The sequence below is a fragment of the Staphylococcus felis genome (assembly GCF_003012915.1).
Lineage (GTDB): Bacteria > Bacillota > Bacilli > Staphylococcales > Staphylococcaceae > Staphylococcus > Staphylococcus felis.
In genome coordinates, this window is record NZ_CP027770.1 from 1,549,587 (window position 1) to 1,568,686 (window position 19,100).

Below are 19,100 nucleotides of genomic sequence, written 5' to 3' on the forward strand. Positions count from 1 at the left end.
CTCAACTCATTTTAAGATTGAACTTACCCAATCTTAAAATGGATTTTCGGTTACGGCAAGATGTCTCAGAAGTCTTGGCTTAGGAAACAATCAAATGTGCTATATTTATTCACACCCTTAAGTTATAAAATATGTTTTACCAACTCAATTTTACTGATTTATGTTGTATTAAAAGAGGCATTACTGTTCAAGACTTTATGATCACACAACGAAAAAGGCGTTAAGCAATCCATTATTGCATAACGCCTTAATTTAATGCGACCAGTCCAATTTGACTTAGAGCCTTTTTATGATAAAACTTTGTATGATATGACTTCGCTTTCCGGGGGGATAGTCTCAGTCTATAGTCTTCGTCATGACTCACTATTATATTTTAAAAACAAGACACGTTCGTATTTTTGTACACATTATTAAATTAAAATAGGAATTAATGAAGTTGAGTTAATTTGCTTAGAAATACTTAACTTATAAGAATTGAGATTTAATATCCTTAATTTAATAATAGTAACAATCAGTAAGAGTATAAAGAAAAACGAAAAAAACCGATACATAGAAGCGTATTATAAGTGATTTAACTTATCAATATATGAAGATTGATTGTGATATCATATTATTATTGGGAGGCGATAATATATTACAATTGATTCGTAAAATTGCATTTAAAAAATGAAATATACAGCAATTTTTCAAAAGGAATACCTTATAAATTCGAATTTACTTCGTGCCAAAACACTGGATGAATTAGAGCAACTTGAGAAAGTTGTTTTTTATATTACAGTGAATCGTCTACACTTAGTTGGACAAATTCTATGAGAATAGATATTGTTAAATTAAGAAAGTAGGCGATTTTTATGACAAGAGAAAGAAGAACTTTTAGTCCTGAATTTAAATTACAAATGGTAAAGCTTTATGAAAATGGTAAGCCTAGAAATGAAATTGCTCGTGAATATGATTTAACACCTTCGGCGTTAGGGAAATGGATTAAGCAACATCAAAATACTGGTTCATTTAACCATCAAGATAACTTAACTAATGAAGAAAAAGAACTAAGAAAATTACGTAAAGAAAATCAACAATTGAAAATGGAAAATGATATTTTAAAGCAAGCAGCGCTGATCATGGGACGAAAATAGATGTCATTCGAAAGAATGCCAATAAATATTCAGTATCAGCAATGTGCAAAGTCCTGCAAATCTCTAGAAGTAGTTACTATTACGAAATTAACAAATCACCCAACGTTGAAAAAGATGATCGAGATAAGGAAATTAGCGATAAAATTATCGAGATTTTCAATTCTAATCGCAAATGTTTTGGAACAAGAAGGATTAAAAATGAACTTATCAAAAATGGTTTAAATGTCTCAAGACGACGTATAGGACGCATTATGAAAGCAAATAAATTAGTATCTTCTTATACGACATCGAAGTATAAATCATTTCCTTCTCGCTCAAGTGAACGCGAAATCAATAATGAATTAAATCAAAGTTTCAATAGAAAAGAACCATTGGAAGTTCTTGTCAGTGATTTGACATATGTAAAAGTGGCTGGAAAATGGCATTACATATGTTTATTTATTGATCTTTTTAACCGTGAGATTGTTGGGCATAGCGCAGGCTCAAAGAAAGATAGCACGCTTGTATCCAAGGCACTTAGTAGCATTAGACACGATTTAAGAGACGTACAAATGTTTCACACTGACAGAGGAAAAGAGTTTGATAATCACATGATTGATGATGTACTAGATACCTTTGGTATCAAAAGATCTTTAAGCATGAAAGGATGTCCATATGACAACGCAGTAGCTGAAAGTACATTTAAAGCGTTAAAAACTGAATTCATTAAACAGTATGATTTTAAATCTATTAATCACTTAAAACTCGAATTGTTTGATTATGTTAATTGGTATAACAACATTCGACCTCATAGTGCATTAAATTATCTGACGCCGAAAGCGTACAAAGATAGTTTCTATAAAAACTGTCTAGAAATCTGTTGACATACCACAGAAGGGTTAATGGAGCAAGAAGGATACGAATTTTTATTTCCATGATCAATAACTTCAACTAAGCTATTGCATAAAAAATGGTTTGAATGGCGTACGGATTTATTAGAATGAGAAAAGTATATAGATGCTATGAGAAAATCAAGTTTGGATGAAAACACTTAAAAATAATATTTGAAAATACGTTAGTCTCGTTAGATTAAACGATTGAAGATAAAGTATGAGAAAAGACCTATCTTGCTATGTTTGATCACGAGGATAGAGGCGAAAGGCATTGTCGACTAGACATGTCTTTTTCTTTTAACTAAATTTACCGCATCATTATGATATTAATTCTAAAAAATTATTTAAAATTCACAGGGGTGATCTTATTGATGATGTTAATGAGCTCCTCTATACTTTCTTGTCTGCCACTTCTAACCCATTCCTGAATAATGCCAAAGATTGCATTGCTCATAAATACTGCGAAGTAATGAACTTCCTGCTTAGTTTGAAATTGAAAATCTATATACTTTAATATATTTTTCTTAGCATTTTCACGGATCATCATTTTAAAAGTTTCTTGCACTTCTGGAGAGCCATTCATAGAGATTAGCAATAGGAAGAGCTCATCTTGTTGAGTGATAAGAGAAAGTAATTTTTTAAACAGGGCTACTTGATTTTTCCTATCATCATTAGCAATTACTCTTGTAATCTTTTTGATTACTGTCATACGATACTTTTTAACAAAGTCATTTTTATCGTTAAATTGGTTATAGAAAGTTGCGCGTGATATTTCAGCTTCGGTACATATATCTTTTACAGTTATTTTGTCATAACTTTTTTCAGTAAGTAATGTAATCATTGCTTTTTCTATATCATTTTTAGTTTTTACAATTCGCGCATCTTCAATGGAAACATTCTGCATAGCTATCTCTCCTAAAATTAATATACATATTTTTAAATGTGTAAAGTAAAAAATGTTTAGTCTATTGAATAATCCTTTATATATTTTATACTCAAAGTGTAATAGATAATAGACACTGTGTAAAATAATGAGAGGTGAGTATAATGGAATCAAAATCAATCGCAAATCTATCTCATACTGTAAAAGTATACGATAAACGTACAGTCCTGAATGATGTGTCATTATCGGTAAACAGTGGAGAAATATTAGGTATTATAGGACCTTCAGGCTCAGGAAAGACCACATTGATTAAATGCTTACTCGGTATGGAAAATTTAAATAGTGGATTAGCGACAATACTAGATACCACAATGCCGAACAGAAAAATATTAGGACGCATAGGATATATGGGACAAAGTGATGCGTTATACGAGAATTTAAGTGCTTATGAGAATTTAATGTTCTTTGGTAACCTTATTGGTTTAAAAGGAAAACAATTAGAAAAAATGATTGATGAGAATTTACAACTCGTAAAGTTAAGTGATTTCAAGAAAAAGTTGGTCAATACGTTCTCAGGCGGAATGAAACGTAGACTATCTCTTGCAATTACGTTATTAGGACATCCAGAACTGATTATCTTGGATGAACCTACTGTAGGAATTGATCCAAGTTTAAGAAAAGATATTTGGGAGCAATTGAAAATATTATCTCAACAAGGTAAAGGTGTTATTGTTACAACACATATGATGGATGAAGCCGAAAAATGTGATTTAGTGGGTCTTATTATTGATGGGAAATTATTTGAAATAGGAACACCTGAAACATTAAAAGAAAAATTTAATGTAACATCTATCGAAGAGGTATTCCTAAAAGCGGAGGTGAGAGATGATGCTTAGATTTAATGCAATGTTAAAACGAGTTGTAAAAGAAATCATTAGAGACAAACGTACACTTGCGTTAATGATGGTCGCACCGATGCTGATTTTATCACTGATGTATTTTGTATTTAATTCAAATAACGAACAAAATTTAAAAATAGGAATAGATCACACAGTACCATCAAAAATAGTTGATGTCATGTCAACAAAAGATATTGATTATAAACACTATCAAGAGAGAACAGCGAAAACACATATCAAAAATGATAATTTAGACGCTTATATTCAATTTCATAATAAGAAAATAAAAGTAACATATAAAAATGAAGATCCAACGAAAACGGCCCAAATAAAAATGATTGTAAACCAATCACTTGTAGGTGAAAAAATGAATTTACTTACTGATAATATGCAAGTGATGAAAGAAGCATTAAAAACACAATCAAAAACACTTCAAGAAGTGTTACCACCGCAAGCAAAGATAAAAATGATGCAGCAAATGAAACAGCCAGAAATGACTAAACCAACACAATACGAAATTGAAAATGCATATATGTACGGTGATGCAGACGGAACATTCTTTGATAAAATCTTTCCTGTGCTAATCGGTTTCTTCGTATTCTTCTTTGTATTTTTGATTTCAGGGATAGCGTTATTGAGAGAAAGAACAACAGGGACATTAAACCGATTAATCGCCACGCCTATTAAGCGCAGTGAAATTGTACTTGGTTATTTAGTTGGATTTGGGATATTTGCAGTTGTCCAGACATTGATAATCGTGACGTTTGCGATATTTGTATTAGACTTGCATATTGAAGGGAATATTTTATGGGTGTTTATAACGAATATCTTATTAGCACTTGTTGCATTATCCATGGGTATCTTTGTATCAACATTTGCCAATTCTGAATTTCAGATGATTCAATTCATCCCGATAGTTGTAATACCACAAGTGTTCTTCTCAGGGATTATTCCGATAGAACAGTTAGCAAGTTGGGTGAAATCACTATCAATGATTTTCCCATTAACATATGGCGGCAAAGCACTTACGGCGGTAATGGTAAGAGGCGAGGGGTTAGAGGGTATATGGATGCAATTACTCATACTAATCGGGTTTATGATAATATTTACCATATTAAATATTATAGGGTTGAAACGATATAGAAAAATATAGATATTAAGGAGTTGGGATATAATTCCTAGCCAAAACAGGGAATGAGTCTGAGACATAAATATCTCGAAGTTTTCTTATAATGAGATGATTCATTCAATGATACGAAAGTGTCTTTTTTAAAGTGTTTTAATGTAAAATTACATGTATATCACGTCATATTGTTGGCGAGAATCCTGAGGGAATAGGATGAGCGTCGAGCCCGGGGTTCGACCCATCCCCTAGGAAATGCGAGCCAAACAATACGAATGATTGATAAAAGAAAAGCATAGAGGTGATTGAATTATCTCTACGCTATTATTTCGGATTGATGTCCCACGCTTTTTGGGTATGGATAGAAAAGCGTTATTACTGTACAGCTTTTTAATCTTTAAGTGGTAAGGTGATTCTAAGACTTGATACCGAACTTTTGATTGATTTTATCTAAATCGACTTGATACATCGGTTCGCCATCAAGAACTATAAAGGGTGTCGAAAACGCATCATAATTAATCATTTCATTTCGATAATTGTGATTTGAAATGTGTCTTTCTTCAAAGTTGATTTGATGTTCAGAGAGATAGTTTTTAATAAAAGTACAAGGTGGGCAATCATCTTGAGTATAAATTGTAATGTGTGGCATCGCATAACCTACTTTTTCTTTTTTATTGATATATAGTAAGATAAATTGCAAAAAAAATCAAATTAATTTTATGGATAAATTTGACTAAATTAAGTCAAAGACAAGAATTTGTCATATTTTGAAAGTCCCAAAAGATTTATTAATGTTTATATAACGCTTATAATATTTAAATAAACATCTTTTATATAAAAGAGGAGGGATTAAATGGATGCAGTGGATATTAGCCGGTTTTTAACTGCTATGACACTGGCTGTTCATATTATTTTTGCAACAATTGGTGTGGGGATGCCTTTATTTTTTGCTATTGCTGAATTTTTAGGGATTAAGAAAAAGAATGATAAATATATTGCATTGGCTAAACGTTGGTCTAAAGGGTATACAATTACTGTTGCAGTTGGTGTTGTAACAGGGACCATTATTGGATTGCAACTTTCATTATTATGGCCTACTTTTATGCGTATAGGAGGTCATGTTATAGCATTACCACTTTTTATGGAAACATTTGCTTTCTTTTTTGAAGCGATTTTCCTTAGTATTTATTTATATACGTGGAGTCGATTTAAGAATCAATGGATTCACTTTTTCCTAAGTATTCCAGTGATTATTGGTGGAACGTTTTCAGCACTCTTTATTACTTCTGTGAATTCGTTTATGAATACACCTGCTGGTATGGAAATGAGAGATGGAAGAATGGTTAATGTCGATCCAGTTGAAGCGATGTTTAATGCTTCATTTATGGTTCGCTCTTTTCATGTTGTCGCTACAGCAATTATGACGATGGCTTTTATTTTAGCAAGTATTGCAGCATTTAAATTGCTGAAGAATAAAGTCCTTAAAGATCGTGAATATCACAAGTCAGCATTAAAAATAACAATGGTAGTTGGCCTGATTTTTTCTATGTTATCTATGTTAGCGGGAGACCTTTCAGCCAAATTTTTACACGAACATCAGCCAGAAAAACTTGCAGCATATGAATGGCATTTTGAGACTGAATCGCATGCAGATTTAGTATTATTCGGTGTTTTGGATGAATCATCCCAAGAAGTCAAAGGTGCCATTAAAATACCAGGGGCACTTAGTTTCTTATCCGATAATCGTTTTTCAACAGAGGTTAAAGGGTTAAATGAATTCCCTCAAGAAGAAATACCACCGCTCATTGTACATTATTTCTTTGATTTAATGGTAATTTTTGGTATTTTCTGTTTTGTGATTTCAGCAATCTATGTTTTATCATTATTTATTAAGCGAATTAAATCAGATCATAAGTGGTTATTATATGCCACAATTTTAACAGGCCCTGCAGCAATGTTAGCTATTGAGTTTGGATGGTTTCTAACAGAGCTCGGACGTCAACCTTGGATTGTTAGAGGTATTTTAAAAGTTCAAGACGCTGCGACACAAGCAAGTGGTTTAACTTTTGTAACTATATTATTTGCGATATTGTATTTTGTATTGTTATTTTCTGCTACTTTTGTTCTATTACGAATGTTCAAAGATCAACCGGCTTACAAGGATATTCGAGCATTGGAACTTAAGAGGGGTGAACAATAATGGATTATGGAATGATAGGAATAGGTGTACTCTGGCTGTTTTTATTTGGATATATTATCGTTGCAGCCATTGACTTTGGAGCTGGATTTTTCTCATTGCATGCGAGATTAACAGGTGAAGATCATAGAATCAACGGATTAATTGAACGCTATTTAAACCCAGTATGGGAAGTAACGAATGTATTTTTTGTATTTTTCTTTGTAGGAATTGTAGGTTTTTTTCCTGATACAGCTTACTATTATGGAACAGTCATGTTAATTCCGGGATCTATCGCTTTAATACTCCTTGCTGTACGTGGTTCTTTTTATGCATTTGAAAACTACGGTCAAGACCAAAAGTTGTCTTGGCTTATGATTTATGGCTTGTCTGGGTTGTTCATTCCAGCAGCTTTATCTACAGCGTTAACGATTTCTGAAGGCGGGTATATTATTCGAGATAGCCAAAATAAGATTGATTTAAATTGGGAAGAACTCTTTCTAAGTCCTTTTGGCTGGGCTGTTGTGTTTTTAGCAATTATTTCTGTTTTATATATTTCATCAGGTTTTTTAACATTTTATGCCTATCGTGCAAAAGATTGGGATGCTTATCACCTCTTGCGTAAGTGGTTTTTAATGTGGGGTGCGCCGATGATTGCTATTGCTTTATTTGTATTTCTATCTTTAAGAGTTCAAAATAAGGGGCATTTTGAATCAGCTGTTTATGATTATGGTTGGTTATTTGTATTAAGTATTATAGCTTTTATCATCGCTGGCTTATTGACCTATTTCAAAAAAGCACATGGCATTGCGTTTTTATTTGTCGTGATACAAATGGGAACAGCATTTTTTGGTTATGGATTGAGTAAATTACCTTATATTTTATATCCATATGTTAAAATAAATGACGCCGTTACCAATGATAGTATGGCTATTGTCTTGATTATAGCATTTATATGTGGTCTATTATTACTGTTGCCCTCACTGTATCTTATGCTTAAACTTTTTGTGCTTGACAAAGACTATGTGAGAGGAAGAAAATAGTAGTGTTACAATTTTATTTTAATAAAAGAGGTAGCACAATTACTTTTTAGAAACATTTCTGTTCTTCCAAAAGTGTGATGCTTTTAAAGAAAGTATTGATTTGGCAGATAAGATTGATATGATAGTAGATGATGTTTCTGAATCTAATTCAGTTCCATCTCAATAACGTTATCGAATAGGAGTGTGACGAAGGTTTCAGTATACTGAAATGTGTCCGCTCCTTTTTTAGAGTAGTGAATAGTGACTTATCATTAAAAAACTAACTATTTCGGAGGCATAGAATGGATAAGGAATACGTAGTTATTGGATTAGGCCGTTTTGGTGGCAGTATTGTACGTGAATTAAATGCATTAGATATGGATGTAATGGCTATTGATAGTGATGAGAATCGCGTTGATGAATATAGTGATATTGCAACGCATGCGGTGGTTGCAGATACAACTGATGAGGCTGTAATGAAAAGTTTGGGAATACGAAACTTTGATCACGTGATTGTTGCAATCGGAGAAAATATTCAAGCAAGTACTTTAACAACGCTAATCTTAAAAGAGTTAGGTGTAAAAAAAGTAACTGCCAAAGCCCAAAATGATTATCACGCCAAGATTTTAAATAAGATCGGTGCAGACACTGTCGTTCATCCTGAGCGTGATATGGGACGCCGTATTGCTCATAATGTTGCGAGTGCTACTGTACTGGATTACTTAGAGCTATCAGATGAACATTCTATTGTTGAGATGAAAGCAACTGAGTCGATGGCAGGACAAACACTAGTAGATTTAGATATACGCGCTAATTACGGCATTAATATTATTGCAATTAAGCGTCGAAAAGAAATTATTGTAGCACCTGATCCGAGTATGGCATTAGAGTTTGATGACATACTCATTATGATAGGTCATGACAATGACTTAACGCGTTATGAAAAGAAAATAGCACATTAGAGCAAAAGAGTAGTTGACCTTTTTAGAGATCAACTACTCTTTTTTGAGATAATTTATGTTACATGAGTTTATTTTTTATTATCGTTCACTTTCATAATAACAGGTAAAATCATAGGTTTACGTGCTGTTTTTTCAAATAGGTAAGGTTGTAATGTTTCGATGATAGATGATTTAATTTGGTGCCATTGGATTGAGTCGTTATGATTAAGCTTATAAATTACATCTTGTTTGATTTTTTTCTGTGCGTCATAAATTAATTGACCTGACTCACGCATATATACGAAACCACGAGAAATAATATCCGGGCCTGATAAGAGTTGATTAGTGTTAAAGTCGATACTAACCACGACGATAACAAGACCTTCTTCAGATAATAATTTACGATCTCGAATCACGACATTCCCAATGTCTCCAATACCACTACCATCAACAAGGACGTTACCAGAAGGGATGCGACTAGCAGTTCGTGCTGAGTCGCGAGTTAGTGCAAGTACATCACCAATATCATGGATAAATACATTTTCCTCTTTGACACCACAATCTACGCCAGTTTGACCGTGCGCAACAAGCATGCGATATTCACCATGTATCGGTAAGAAATATTTCGGTCTCATCAAACGAAGCATTAATTGTTGGTCACCTTGTGATCCGTGACCAGATGTGTGTATATTTGAAATTTTACTGTGAATAACCTCAGCGCCCGCTTGATATAAAGCATTAATAGTACGATTGATGCTTTTCGTATTACCAGGAATTGGCGATGAACTAAAGACTACTGTATCTTCAGGAATAATTTTGATTTGTTTATGTGTGCCGTTAGCAATTCTAGATAGAGCTGCCATAGGTTCACCTTGTGATCCTGTACATAAAATAAGCAATTGGTGTTTAGGAATGCTATTAATTTTATTAGGTTCAACAAATGTCTCCGGTGGGGCTTTAATATAACCGAGTTCCGTTCCGATTTTAATATTATTTTCCATTGAACGACCGAATGTTACAATTTTGCGATCATATTTAACAGCAGCTTCAACAGCTTGTTGAACGCGATAAATATTTGAAGCGAATGTTGCAAATATAATACGGCCAGTGCAATTTCTAAATATTTTATCGACATTTTGTCCGACTTCACGTTCACTTAATGTAAAGTCAGGCACTAATGAGTTTGTGGAATCGGATAAAAGACAAAGGACACCCTCATCACCGAGTTGGGCCATTTTAGAGATATTTGCTGGTGCTCCTACAGGTGTAAAATCAAATTTAAAGTCACCTGTGTGTATGATTTTACCTTCTGGCGTATCAACTATAACACCATACGTTTCCGGAATACTGTGTGTTGTTAAATAGAAACTGATTTCAAAATGTTTAGATTTAATTACAGTGTCTTCATTGATTTCATTTAATTCAGCTGTACGTAATAAATGATGCTCCTCTAGCTTATTACGGATAAGACCTAACGCTAAAGGGCCACCATATATTGGCACATTCAATTGTTTGAGCAGGTAGGGCACACCACCTATATGGTCTTCATGACCATGCGTGATAAACAGACCAACAATTTTATCTTGGTTTTGAACGAGATACGTATAATCAGGTATCACGTAATCAATACCAAGTAAATTATCGTCTGGAAATTTAATACCTGCATCAATAATGACGATTTCATCTCTATATTCGACGGCGTAAGTGTTCTTACCAATCTCACCTAAGCCACCAAGAGCATATACACCGACTTCATTTTTTTGAAGTTGTTTCATTACAGTGCCTGCTCCACGTTAAAATGCTCTGATTGTTTTTCATAATCTAAATGTGCGCCCTCTAATTTAGTTATGAATTCAATATTATAATTACGATCTTTTAAGTAACGACGTACCTGTTCTTCAGTATTTGCTTCAACATAAATGGACTGTGTATTCTCACGTACGATGACTTCATCTCTATTATGTTGGTAAAAAACTTTGAAAATTGACATTAATGTTTTCCTCCTAGTATTAAAAACTGTATATTCATGACATTGCACTATAACATCTTGATAAATAAAAAACATGAATTGAATAAATACGAAACACTCATAGAGTCTCATTCAATCCATCACTAATTACACTAAGATGTATGTGTAATGATATTTTAAATCCGTTCTTTTTTGAGTAATATAAGAGTTCAATCAACCTATATTTATGAAAATAAATTATTTGCAATCATTGAAAGTGCCATCCGAATCATCATAACGTGTTAATTACATGATGATTAATCGCAATAATCAATTCAAATCAATCAGTGAAAGCAAAGTAGATGCTTATCTGATAATAGACCGCTAAGGAAATTAATCCATTCTTATATTATACCCAGTTGGTTTTATTTTACATGATGTATGTAAAGAAATAAAGTGGAATGTGATAAAGTATAAAATATATGTGTTACGTTTGAACTGAGAATAACGATTCAAGAAAAAGGGTGATGATAATGAAAAGTGTCGAGCAATTAATTAAAGAAGTGCAAAAAGAACAGAATAGAACAGATAAGCAGTTGGAATCAATTCAATTTGAAATACGTCAAAATGAGGTTACAATGTTCTTTTTGTATCGAGAACCATTTGTGGATAGTGAGCAGCATCATTATATAAGGCATAATCATGATCCTGAATTTTTAGATAAGGAGACATTTGAAAATTTAAAAGAACAATTAATGGAGATGGATATTCCATTCACTGAGAGATCCGATATTTTTATGTAGACATTTTAAATAAGAAGAAACCTGGCTCGTTTGAAAAAAGGTTCTATAGTAAATCGGACTGGTGTATAAATAATTTCATTTATTTGATTGTTCCATAAAGCCTCACTTTTCTAGGCGCCTCAGAAGTCTCGGCTTAGGAAACAATCAAATTTGCTATATTTATTCACACCCCTAAGTTATAAAGTATGTTTTACCAACTCAATTTTACTGATTTATGTTGTATTAAAAGAGGCATTAATGTTCAAGGCTTTATGATCACATAACGAAAAAGGCGTTAAGCAATCCATTATTGCATAACGCCTTAATTTAATGCGACCAGTCCAATTTGACTGAGAGCCGAATAAAATGCGTATTTAAGCATTATTCAAACGAGCCAGGTTTGTTATATGAATAGGTCATTAAACTTCAATAGCATCGGCGTGGGGCTCTAAAGGATGATTAGCATCAATATGTTCATAAAACATAACACCATTTAGATGATCTAATTCGTGTTGGAACACGATAGCTGCGTATCCTTTTAAACGTAAACTGATTTCATTTCCTTCCATATCGTATCCTTTAAGTTTAATACGATAATGACGGTGAACCAAGCCAGGAATATCTTCATCCACACTTAAACACCCTTCCCCTGTAGGTAAATAGGCTTCTTGTACACTGTGGCTTACAATTTTAGGATTAATAATAACCATATCATAACTTTTGCCATTGCCATCATCTGGTAAATAGACAGCGAACATACGCTTTGAAACGTTAATTTGAGGTGCAGCAATCCCAACACCACTGCGTAAGTGATATTTTGCCGATATCTCTGGATCTTGACTATTGTGCAAAAAAGTTTGCATCGCTTCTAATGTTTGACGGTCCTCATCAGATAATGGGAATGAGACTGGTTCAGCCTTTTTATGAAGAGTTGGATGTCCATCTCTAATAATATCTTTCATTGTTAACATTTTTTGACACCTTCCTTAGATATAATATAACAAATTTGACGGATAATCGTCATAGTACATATCGCTTTATATTTATTCAGAAATACTTATTAATCTAATCTGTTAAAAATAAACTTTATCAACTTATCTTAAATTGTAACTATGGTTTAATGATTTTAACATAAATTTAAAATTAAAGCCTTTGCAAATATTTGATTTATCAATTATTTTTCATTAACATAACCATTGACAATTTAAGGAGGCTGAATGAATGAAATTCAAAAAGACACTAGGGGTTGCACTTGCCACAACATTTTTATTAGCTGCTTGTAATAATGATGATGAGCATATTGAAAGTTATAATGATGGACTGCAACAAATTCAAAAAGTTGAAACACCAATTCAAGATGTAAGTCAGCAAATGCAAAAGTTAGAATCTGAGAAAGAAAAACAAATGAAAAAAATAAGTGGCTCAAATATACCTGATGTTCAAGATGAAGTTCAAAAAGTATTAGATAATGATCAAAAGATAGGCGAGCAACTAAACAAAGAAAAAAATGCAGTTCAAAAATCAAAAGAAGAATTTGAAAAGATAAAAAAAGAATCTGCCAAAATAGAAGATGAAGATACTAAAAAGGAATTTGATGACTTTAATAAAGCAATGACAAATAAGTATGAAAAACATGAGGCATATTTAAAAGAATATGAAAATGTTTTAGCTAAAGAAAAAGACTTATTTCAATATTTCCAAGGTCAATCTGGCACACAAGATATTGTAGATCAAAAATCAAAAGCGTTAGCTGATGTACAAAAAGATATGAGCCAAAAAGTGAAAGCGTATACAGATGCTGTCAAGAAAACTCAGCGAGAGCAAAGGGATATCCAGCAATATTTGAATGAATAAACTATAACAGTTTTAAATGAGAATTATAACAGTTTCTAAAACTGTCGTGATATCAACTGTTACAGAACTTTAATTTAACTATTTAACAGTTCAACAGTTTTATGTTACACTAATTTAAGATGAATTATATATAAACGGGAAAGGTATGGTGAATTGAATGGCTGCTAAGTTAAAAGCCCAATTCGATGCTGAAAAAGTATTGAAAGATACTGAATCGAAATTTGAAATGGTTCAAATCTTAGATGCAGATGGAAATGTTACAAATGAAGATTTATTACCAGATTTATCTGATGATGAATTAGTTGAATTAATGAGAAGAATGGTGTGGACACGAATTTTAGACCAACGTTCTATTTCATTAAATAGACAAGGTCGCTTAGGTTTCTATGCGCCAACAGCTGGTCAAGAAGCTTCACAATTAGCATCACAATATGCGTTAGAAAAAGAAGACTTTATTCTACCTGGTTATCGTGATGTGCCACAATTAATTTGGCACGGATTACCATTAACGAAAGCTTTCTTATTCTCTCGTGGTCACTTTGTAGGTAACCAAATGCCTGATGGTGTTAACGCATTAAGCCCACAAATTATTATCGGTGCACAATACATCCAAACTGCGGGTGTAGCACTTGGTCTTAAAAAACGTGGTAAAAGTGCAGTAGCAATCACGTATACGGGTGATGGTGGTTCATCACAAGGTGATTTCTATGAAGGTATTAACTTTGCGTCAGCATACAAAGTACCTGCCATTTTTGTTATTCAAAATAATAACTATGCAATTTCAACACCTCGAGACAAACAAACTGCAGCTAAAACATTAGCCCAAAAGGCTGTTGCAGTAGGTATTCCTGGCATTCAAGTAGATGGTATGGACGCTTTAGCTGTATATCAAGCAACTAAAGAAGCGCGTGATCGTGCGGTTGCAGGAGAAGGTCCTACACTAATCGAAACAATGACTTACCGCTATGGACCTCATACAATGGCTGGTGATGACCCTACTAAATATAGAACATCTGATGAAGATTCTGAATGGGAGAAAAAAGACCCATTAGTACGTTTCAGAAAGTTCTTGGAAAATAAAGGTTTATGGTCTGAAGAAAAAGAAAATGAAGTAATTGAACAAGCAAAACAAGAAATCAAAACAGCTATTAAAGAGGCAGACAACACTGAAAAACAAACAGTTACTTCATTAATGGATATTATGTACGAAGAGATGCCACAAAACCTTTCAGAGCAATATGAAATTCATAAAGAGAAGGAGTCGAAATAAGCCATGGCACAAATGACAATGGTTCAAGCGATTAACAACGCGCTAGCAACTGAACTTAAAAATGACGAAAATACTTTGTTATTTGGTGAAGACGTTGGTGTTAACGGTGGTGTTTTCCGTGTAACTGAAGGTTTACAAAAAGAATTCGGTGAAGACCGCGTATTCGACACACCTTTAGCAGAGTCTGGTATTGGAGGCTTAGCATTAGGTCTTTCAACACAAGGTTATCGTCCAATTATGGAAATTCAATTCTTAGGTTTCGTATTTGAAGTATTTGACTCAATTGCAGGTCAAATTGCACGTCATCGTTTCCGTTCAGGTAATTCAAAAGTTGCACCTGTAACAGTTCGTGCGCCATTTGGTGGAGGGGTTCATACTCCAGAACTTCACGCTGATAATTTAGAAGGATTATTAGCACAATCACCAGGGCTTAAAGTTGTTATCCCATCTGGCCCATATGATGCAAAAGGATTATTGATTGAGAGTATCCGTAGTAATGATCCGGTTGTTTATTTAGAACACATGAAGTTATACCGTTCATTCCGTGAAGAAGTTCCTGAAGAGGAATACACGATTGAATTAGGTAAAGCAAACGTTAAACGTGAAGGTACTGATTTAACAATTATCACTTATGGCGCAATGGTTCAAGAATCAATGAAAGCTGCTGAAGAACTTGAAAAAGATGGTCATTCAGTAGAAGTAATCGATTTAAGAACTGTACAACCATTAGACATCGATACATTAGTTGCTTCTACAGAAAAAACAGGTCGTGTTGTTGTTGTTCAAGAAGCACAAAAACAGGCGGGTGTAGGTGCGAACGTTGTTGCTGAACTTTCTGAGCGTGCGATTCTTTCATTAGAAGCACCAATTGGACGTGTAGCAGCACCTGACACAATTTACCCATTTACACAAGCTGAAAATGTTTGGTTACCAAACAAAAATGACATCCTAGAACAAGCTAAAGCAACATTAGAATTTTAATTCACTTTAGCTTAGAGATAGAGACACTTGCGGAGAATGTGAGTAAAAACGTATTTTAATTTGTAGATACGTCTTTTGCCCCCTTCTCCTAAGTGTGTTATCACATTTATTAATTAAATTTAACTTATTTAGGAGGAAACAACGTGGCATTTGAATTTAGATTACCAGACATTGGTGAAGGTATCCACGAAGGTGAAATTGTAAAGTGGTTTGTTAAAGCAGGAGACCAAATCGAAGAAGACGATATTTTATGTGAAGTTCAAAACGATAAATCAGTAGTAGAAATCCCATCCCCAGTTTCAGGTACTATTGAAGAAGTACTTGTAGAAGAAGGTACGGTTTCTGTTGTTGGTGATGTTATCGTTAAAATTGACGCACCTGATGCAGAAGATATGCAATTCAAAGGTGGACATGATAATGCATCTTCAGAAGATAAAACTGAAGAAGCACCACAAGAAGAAAAAGCGACTGAAGCCCCTCAACAAAATGAAGAAGAGATTGATGAAGATAAGCGTGTTAAAGCAATGCCATCGGTACGTAAATATGCGCGTGACAACAATGTAAACATTAAAGCTGTCAATGGTACTGGTAAAAATGGTAGAATTACAAAAGAAGACGTCGATGCATACTTAAACGGTGGTGGACAAGCTAGCGCTACTGAACAAAGTACATCAACTGATTCTGCTGAAGAAGCACCTTCAACTACTACTGCACCAGCAGCATCAGCGCAAGGTGACTTCCCTGAAACGACTGAAAAAATTCCTGCAATGCGTAAAGCAATTGCTAAAGCAATGGTTAATTCAAAACACACTGCGCCACACGTAACATTAATGGATGAAATTGATGTTCAAGAATTATGGGATCACCGTAAGAAATTTAAAGAAATCGCTGCTGAACAAGGTACTAAGCTAACATTCTTACCTTACGTTGTTAAAGCGTTAGTTTCTGCACTTAAAAAATACCCAGCACTTAATACTTCATTCAATGAAGAAGCTGGAGAAGTGGTACACAAACATTATTGGAATATCGGTATTGCTGCTGATACTGAAAGAGGTTTATTAGTACCTGTAGTTAAAAATGCTGATCGTAAATCAATGTTTGCTATTTCAGATGAAATTAACGAACTTGCTGTTAAAGCGCGTGATGGTAAATTGACATCTGACGAAATGAAAGGTGCAACATGTACAATCAGTAACATCGGTTCTGCTGGTGGACAATGGTTTACGCCAGTGATTAACCACCCAGAAGTTGCAATTCTAGGTATTGGACGCATTGCTCAAAAACCTATCGTTAAAGATGGCGAAATCGTAGCAGCGCCAGTACTTGCATTGTCGTTAAGCTTTGACCATAGACAAATTGATGGTGCGACTGGTCAAAACGCTATGAATCATATCAAGCGTTTATTAAACAATCCAGAACTATTATTAATGGAGGGGTAAAATATGGTAGTCGGAGATTTTCCAATTGAAACAGATACTATAGTTATCGGGGCAGGCCCAGGAGGCTATGTTGCAGCTATTCGTGCAGCACAACTTGGACAAAAAGTAACAATCGTTGAGAAAGGTAATTTAGGTGGTGTATGTCTTAACGTTGGATGTATTCCATCAAAAGCATTATTACACGCATCACACCGTTTTGAAGAAGCACAACACGGTGAAGACCTTGGAATTAAAGCTGAAAATGTTACGCTTGACTTCAATAAAGTACAAGGTTTCAAAGGATCAGTTGTTAACAAATTAACTGGCGGTGTTGAAGCTTTACTTAAAGGTAACAAAGTTGAAATCGTTAAAGGTGAAGCTTATTTTGTAGATAGTAACAGTTTACGTGTAATGGATGATAAGAGTGCGCAAACTTACAACTTCAAAAATGCAATCATCGCAACAGGTTCACGTCCAATTGAAATCCCTAACTTCAAATTTGGTGGACGTATTTTAGACTCAACTGGTGCATTAAACTTAGATGAAGTACCGAAAAAATTAGTTGTTGTTGGTGGCGGTTATATCGGTTCAGAATTAGGTACTGCTTATGCTAATTTCGGTACAGAAGTCACTATCCTTGAGGGTGCTAAAGAAATCTTAGGTGGATTTGAAAAACAAATGGTTGCGCCAGTTAAAAAAGCTATGAAAGCAAAAGGCATGACTATTGAAACAGAAGCATTAGCAAAATCTGCTGAAGAAACTGATAACGGTGTTAAAGTCACTTATGAAGTTAAAGGCGAAGAAAAAACAATTGAAGCTGATTATGTATTAGTTACAGTTGGTCGTCGTCCAAATACTGATGAGTTAGGCCTTGAAGAGGTTGGTGTTAAATTAACTGATCGTGGATTAGTTGAAGTTGACAAACAAAGCCGCTCTTCAGTAAGTAGTATCTATGCAATTGGTGATATCGTTCCAGGATTACCACTTGCGCATAAAGCAAGCTACGAAGCTAAAGTAGCAGCTGAAGCAATTGCAGGTCAAAATTCTGAAGTCGACTACATTGGTATGCCAGCTGTATGTTTCACTGAGCCAGAATTAGCGCAAGTTGGCTATACAGAAGCTCAAGCGAAAGAAGAAGGCATTGAGTATAAAGCATCTAAATTCCCTTACCAAGCTAATGGTCGTGCATTATCATTAGATGATACAACTGGATTCGTTAAGTTAATTACACTTAAAGAAGACGATACTTTAATCGGTGCTCAAGTTGTAGGTACAAGTGCTTCTGACGTTATCTCAGAATTAGGACTTGCTATTGAAGCAGGTATGAATGCTGAAGATATCGCATTAACTGTTCACGCTCACCCAACTTTAGGTGAAATGAGCATGGAAGCTGCTGAAAAAGCGTTAGGTTTACCTATTCATACAATGTAATATAACCATATATAAGGGCTAGAACTGAAACGTGTTCTAGCCCTCCTATTTTTTTATAGAGCCGCATTATTAAAGCAGAGGTGATAATATGGAATACACATATCCTATTGATGTAGATTGGACGCAAGAAGATATACTGAAGGTAGTCCATTTCTTTAACATGATTGAGGCATATTATGAGAAAAGCACCATTAGTCGAGAAATATTGATGGATGCTTATAAAGACTTTAAAAGTGTTGTGCCTGGAAAAGCAGACGAGAAAAATATCTTTGAAACATTTAAAAAGCGTAGTGGTTATGACAGTTATGATGTCGTTAAAAAGGCAAAAGATCAACGACTTTAAAAAATAAGATTGTGTAAAAAAGTA

At 34.1% G+C, this 19,100-nt stretch carries 18 protein-coding genes; 13 read left to right on the forward strand and 5 right to left on the reverse strand.

The annotated features are described in order from the left end of the window. Positions 1-851: 851 nt before the first annotated feature. A protein-coding gene (locus tag C7J90_RS07220; RefSeq protein WP_103209691.1) for an IS3 family transposase occupies positions 852-1,996 on the forward strand; the annotation gives its coding sequence in 2 pieces (ribosomal slippage) (positions 852-1,098 and positions 1,098-1,996; 1,146 coding nt in all). 349 nt (positions 1,997-2,345) lie between these two features. On the opposite strand, the gene C7J90_RS07225 is transcribed toward C7J90_RS07220, so the two are convergent. Continuing rightward, positions 2,346-2,909, reverse strand: a complete 564-nt coding sequence (locus tag C7J90_RS07225) for a TetR/AcrR family transcriptional regulator (protein ID WP_115924817.1) — start codon at positions 2,907-2,909, stop codon at positions 2,346-2,348. Between the two features lie 143 nt (positions 2,910-3,052). On the opposite strand from C7J90_RS07225, the gene C7J90_RS07230 reads away from it, so the two are divergent. Together C7J90_RS07230 and C7J90_RS07235 are read left to right on the forward strand one after the other, a co-directional pair. Further along, positions 3,053-3,784, forward strand: coding sequence for an ABC transporter ATP-binding protein (locus C7J90_RS07230; protein ID WP_103209802.1), 732 nt, complete (start codon positions 3,053-3,055; stop codon positions 3,782-3,784). Continuing rightward, the gene (locus C7J90_RS07235) at positions 3,777-4,940 is read left to right on the forward strand and encodes an ABC transporter permease (RefSeq protein ID WP_103209805.1); all 1,164 of its coding nucleotides are present in this window, start codon (positions 3,777-3,779) and stop codon (positions 4,938-4,940) included. Before C7J90_RS07230 ends, C7J90_RS07235 begins: the two co-directional genes overlap by 8 nt. Before the next feature lie 385 nt (positions 4,941-5,325). On the opposite strand, the gene C7J90_RS07240 is transcribed toward C7J90_RS07235, so the two are convergent. Then, positions 5,326-5,559 carry a glutaredoxin family protein gene (locus C7J90_RS07240; protein WP_103209804.1) on the reverse strand — a complete coding sequence of 78 codons (234 nt, stop codon included), beginning with the start codon at positions 5,557-5,559 and terminating at the stop codon, positions 5,326-5,328. 204 nt (positions 5,560-5,763) lie between these two features. Here C7J90_RS07240 and C7J90_RS07245 point away from each other — a divergent pair, with 204 nt between their 5' ends. The 3 genes from C7J90_RS07245 (at position 5,764) to C7J90_RS07255 (ending at position 9,070) form a co-directional block, all read left to right on the forward strand. Further along, a complete protein-coding gene (locus C7J90_RS07245; RefSeq protein WP_103208857.1) occupies positions 5,764-7,110 on the forward strand; it encodes a cytochrome ubiquinol oxidase subunit I in 1,347 nt (448 codons plus the stop codon). Next, positions 7,110-8,129 (forward strand): cytochrome d ubiquinol oxidase subunit II, encoded by a 1,020-nt coding sequence (locus C7J90_RS07250; protein WP_103208855.1) that lies wholly within the window; start codon positions 7,110-7,112, stop codon positions 8,127-8,129. Before C7J90_RS07245 ends, C7J90_RS07250 begins: the two co-directional genes overlap by 1 nt. Before the next feature lie 281 nt (positions 8,130-8,410). Next, entirely contained in the window at positions 8,411-9,070 is a 660-nt protein-coding gene (locus C7J90_RS07255) for a potassium channel family protein (RefSeq protein WP_103208853.1), read from the forward strand. A 68-nt stretch (positions 9,071-9,138) separates the two neighbouring features. Here C7J90_RS07255 and rnjA read toward each other — a convergent pair whose 3' ends face one another. Together rnjA and C7J90_RS07265 are read right to left on the reverse strand one after the other, a co-directional pair. After that, on the reverse strand, positions 9,139-10,824 hold the full coding sequence (gene rnjA / locus C7J90_RS07260; RefSeq protein WP_103208852.1) for a ribonuclease J1: 1,686 nt from the start codon (positions 10,822-10,824) through the stop codon (positions 9,139-9,141). After that, positions 10,824-11,039: a DNA-dependent RNA polymerase subunit epsilon gene (locus tag C7J90_RS07265; RefSeq protein ID WP_103208850.1), complete on the reverse strand. Its 216-nt coding sequence runs from the start codon at positions 11,037-11,039 to the stop codon at positions 10,824-10,826. Before C7J90_RS07265 ends, rnjA begins: the two co-directional genes overlap by 1 nt. A gap of 491 nt (positions 11,040-11,530) precedes the next feature. On the opposite strand from C7J90_RS07265, the gene C7J90_RS07270 reads away from it, so the two are divergent. Beyond that, a complete protein-coding gene (locus tag C7J90_RS07270; protein ID WP_103208849.1) occupies positions 11,531-11,800 on the forward strand; it encodes a hypothetical protein in 270 nt (89 codons plus the stop codon). Between the two features lie 398 nt (positions 11,801-12,198). Here C7J90_RS07270 and def read toward each other — a convergent pair whose 3' ends face one another. Beyond that, positions 12,199-12,750, reverse strand: coding sequence for a peptide deformylase (gene def / locus C7J90_RS07275; RefSeq protein WP_103208847.1), 552 nt, complete (start codon positions 12,748-12,750; stop codon positions 12,199-12,201). Positions 12,751-13,000: 250 nt separating this feature from the next. Here def and C7J90_RS07280 point away from each other — a divergent pair, with 250 nt between their 5' ends. From C7J90_RS07280 to C7J90_RS07305, 6 genes are all read left to right on the forward strand, one after another. Further along, positions 13,001-13,633: a YkyA family protein gene (locus C7J90_RS07280; protein ID WP_103208845.1), complete on the forward strand. Its 633-nt coding sequence runs from the start codon at positions 13,001-13,003 to the stop codon at positions 13,631-13,633. A gap of 157 nt (positions 13,634-13,790) precedes the next feature. Further along, positions 13,791-14,903, forward strand: coding sequence for a pyruvate dehydrogenase (acetyl-transferring) E1 component subunit alpha (gene pdhA / locus C7J90_RS07285; protein ID WP_103208843.1), 1,113 nt, complete (start codon positions 13,791-13,793; stop codon positions 14,901-14,903). 3 nt (positions 14,904-14,906) lie between these two features. Then, positions 14,907-15,884 carry an alpha-ketoacid dehydrogenase subunit beta gene (locus C7J90_RS07290; protein WP_103208842.1) on the forward strand — a complete coding sequence of 326 codons (978 nt, stop codon included), beginning with the start codon at positions 14,907-14,909 and terminating at the stop codon, positions 15,882-15,884. A gap of 143 nt (positions 15,885-16,027) precedes the next feature. Further along, positions 16,028-17,323, forward strand: a complete 1,296-nt coding sequence (locus C7J90_RS07295; RefSeq protein ID WP_103208840.1) for a dihydrolipoamide acetyltransferase family protein — start codon at positions 16,028-16,030, stop codon at positions 17,321-17,323. A 3-nt stretch (positions 17,324-17,326) separates the two neighbouring features. Next, positions 17,327-18,733, forward strand: coding sequence for a dihydrolipoyl dehydrogenase (lpdA, locus tag C7J90_RS07300; RefSeq protein WP_103208838.1), 1,407 nt, complete (start codon positions 17,327-17,329; stop codon positions 18,731-18,733). A gap of 88 nt (positions 18,734-18,821) precedes the next feature. Next, positions 18,822-19,076: a UPF0223 family protein gene (locus tag C7J90_RS07305; protein WP_103208836.1), complete on the forward strand. Its 255-nt coding sequence runs from the start codon at positions 18,822-18,824 to the stop codon at positions 19,074-19,076. Positions 19,077-19,100: the final 24 nt, after the last annotated feature.